The following is a 2078-nucleotide window of genomic DNA, read 5'->3' as shown; positions in this document are numbered from 1 at the left end:
GGGCCGACGCGACCCTGGCCCGGCTGCCGGCGCCGCCAGAGGACTTGGCCGCGAGGACGTCGGGCGCACCCGGTGCCAACAGCGTCGTGTTCCCCCTGCTGCGGGAAACGCCGGCCGCGCGGGAGGTAGCGGCCACATCGGCCGTCGAGTCGAGTGCCGGTGGCGTGGGATACGCGGCGGCGCCGTGTATGCGTGTCATGCGGATTCCTTGAATGCGAATGGCCGCCATCTTAGGGATCCGCCGCCGCGCCCGCGCGACCGCCAGCGAAGCGCGGCCCGTCCCGGCGAAGCGCCGGCCTGACTTCGGCGCCAACCGCACCTCTTCGCATCCCGCCCCGGCCGGGGACCGCCATTCTCTTACGCTACGTACCAGGAGGATCGCGTTTGCGATTCTGCGCGGCCAAACCTTTTCACTCTCCCGCAACCCAACGCGCACCGGCGCATCGAGGAGCACAGCATGAGCAGTATATTTACAAAAATGAAACACGCGTTTCAACATCTCGGCCACGATATCGAGAAGGCCGCTGGCGCGGTCGCCCACGGCGTCGAGCACCTCGCGAAGAAACTGGCGCACGACGTCCTCAACGTGTTGAAGGATGCGCTCGACCTGACCGAGGCGCTCATGCAGGGCAACATGAAGCTGGCGCTGCAGGACCTGGCCAAGCTCGGCTCGGACCTGGAAAAGACGGCGGCGGACGCGGCCACCGGCACCGCCGACATGGCCCTCAAGACGCTCGGCGACCTCCACCTCGGCAAGGGCTTCGACCACCTCGTCGCGGATGTCGAAAAAGGATTGGAAACCGTCAAGGATGCGGTCAACAAGGGCACCGACGCGGGCCTGAAGGACCTGGTCAATTCGGCCGAGGGCATCGTCGAACATTCGCTCAGCGCCGTCAAGGACCTGGCCCATGGCGACCTGAAGGGGATGATGGGCGAACTCGGCCATGTCGGCGAGGATGCGCTCAACCTGGCGGCCGACCTGACCCCGGAAGGCATGGGCACCACGATCGCGGCCTCGGCCCTGTCGGCCCTGCACATCGGCAACGACCAGATCAACGGCGCGATTGCCGGCCTGATGCATGGCAGTGTCGGCAAGGTGGTCAAATCGGCGGTGGAGACGGGCACGAACGCGGGCGCGACCGCGCTGGCGAACGGCACCGTCAGCGACGCGGTCTTCGGCGGCGCCGCAGTGCTGACGGCGGCGTCGCTCGTCCCGGGCGGACGCGGCAAGAAAGGCGGCCACACGTCCACGACCAGTCACGTGTCGGAGCCGTCCAAGCCGTCGAAGGGCGAGCACAAGACCGGGAAGACCGGGCAGAAAGACGACAAGAAAGCGGACAAGAAGGACAAGAAAGACAAGAAAGAAGAAAAGGACGGGAAGGACGACGACAAGGGCAGCGACAAGTCGCCTAAAATCTTCGTCCTGCCGACCAAGAACGATGCGTTTACGCGCAACGTCAAGCGGGTGTAGAAGCCTGCGATCCGTGCGCAAGCGGCGTCACGGCGAAGCGGGTAACGACCATGCGTCGTTACCCGCTTTTTCTTTGATGAGCGGTGTCCCTGTCGGGGCGTTGCACGCGGCCGGATGCGCAATGCTGGCGCTCCATTCCCTCAGACGGGCAAGCGCGCTGGCCGACGATTCCACCGCGGCCAGCGAGGCAAACAATTCGTCGACCGACAGGCTGCGCATCGCCGCTCCCGATGAGTGATCTCGACGATTCGCATGACCACGGCGACGGTCTGACGTTCACATGACTCGCGCGAACACGGCCTTTAAAAACGGCGTTACGGGCAGGTGGAGGATTCAACAGTATCGTGCCGGAACACGTAAGCCCGGCAATGGACGCGTGAAACGGCAGCATGCTGCCGCTGCACTCATGCAGCCAGGTACACGGAGAATTGCGATTCGGGAGTCATGCCGTTCAGTCGGGACTGAACGGCCCGGCCGCTTGCGGCGCGTCTCAGGGAACGGCCACGGGCGCGGCCGCGTGCTTCATGCGGCAAGCCAGGCGCGGCTTCCTGGCGGGGGCGGGCACGGCCACCGGCGCGATGCTGAGCGCCGGCGACGAGAAGATTCT

The 2078-nt window shown here is 65.7% G+C and carries 3 protein-coding genes; 1 reads left to right on the top strand and 2 read right to left on the bottom strand.

Annotation, left to right across the window (positions count from 1 at the left end; genetic code table 11):
- A partial coding sequence (locus tag ACEN88_RS30000; protein WP_413345580.1) for a hypothetical protein occupies nucleotides 1–199 on the bottom strand: 199 nt, incomplete at its 3' end.
- Nucleotides 200–457: 258 nt separating this feature from the next.
- Between ACEN88_RS30000 and ACEN88_RS29995 the strand changes: the two genes are divergently transcribed.
- Nucleotides 458–1471: a hypothetical protein gene (locus ACEN88_RS29995; protein WP_413345578.1), complete on the top strand. Its 1014-nt coding sequence runs from the start codon at nucleotides 458–460 to the stop codon at nucleotides 1469–1471.
- Nucleotides 1472–1498: 27 nt separating this feature from the next.
- Here ACEN88_RS29995 and ACEN88_RS29990 read toward each other — a convergent pair whose 3' ends face one another.
- Entirely contained in the window at nucleotides 1499–1690 is a 192-nt protein-coding gene (locus ACEN88_RS29990; protein WP_413345577.1) for a hypothetical protein, read from the bottom strand.
- Nucleotides 1691–2078 lie beyond the last annotated feature (388 nt).

The sequence above is a fragment of the Massilia sp. CT11-108 genome, assembly GCF_047302915.1.
Taxonomy (GTDB): domain Bacteria; phylum Pseudomonadota; class Gammaproteobacteria; order Burkholderiales; family Burkholderiaceae_D; genus Telluria; species Telluria orientalis.
The sequence above is the reverse complement of the archived record's forward strand: the minus strand, read 5'-3'. Positions and strand labels throughout refer to the sequence as shown.

Excerpts from the sequence above, each read along its gene's own strand:
- ACEN88_RS29995 (WP_413345578.1), top strand. The coding sequence starts at position 458 with ATGAGCAGTATATTTACAAAAATGAAACACGCGTTTCAACATCTCGGC.
- ACEN88_RS29990 (WP_413345577.1), bottom strand. The coding sequence starts at position 1,690 with ATGCGCAGCCTGTCGGTCGACGAATTGTTTGCCTCGCTGGCCGCGGTG.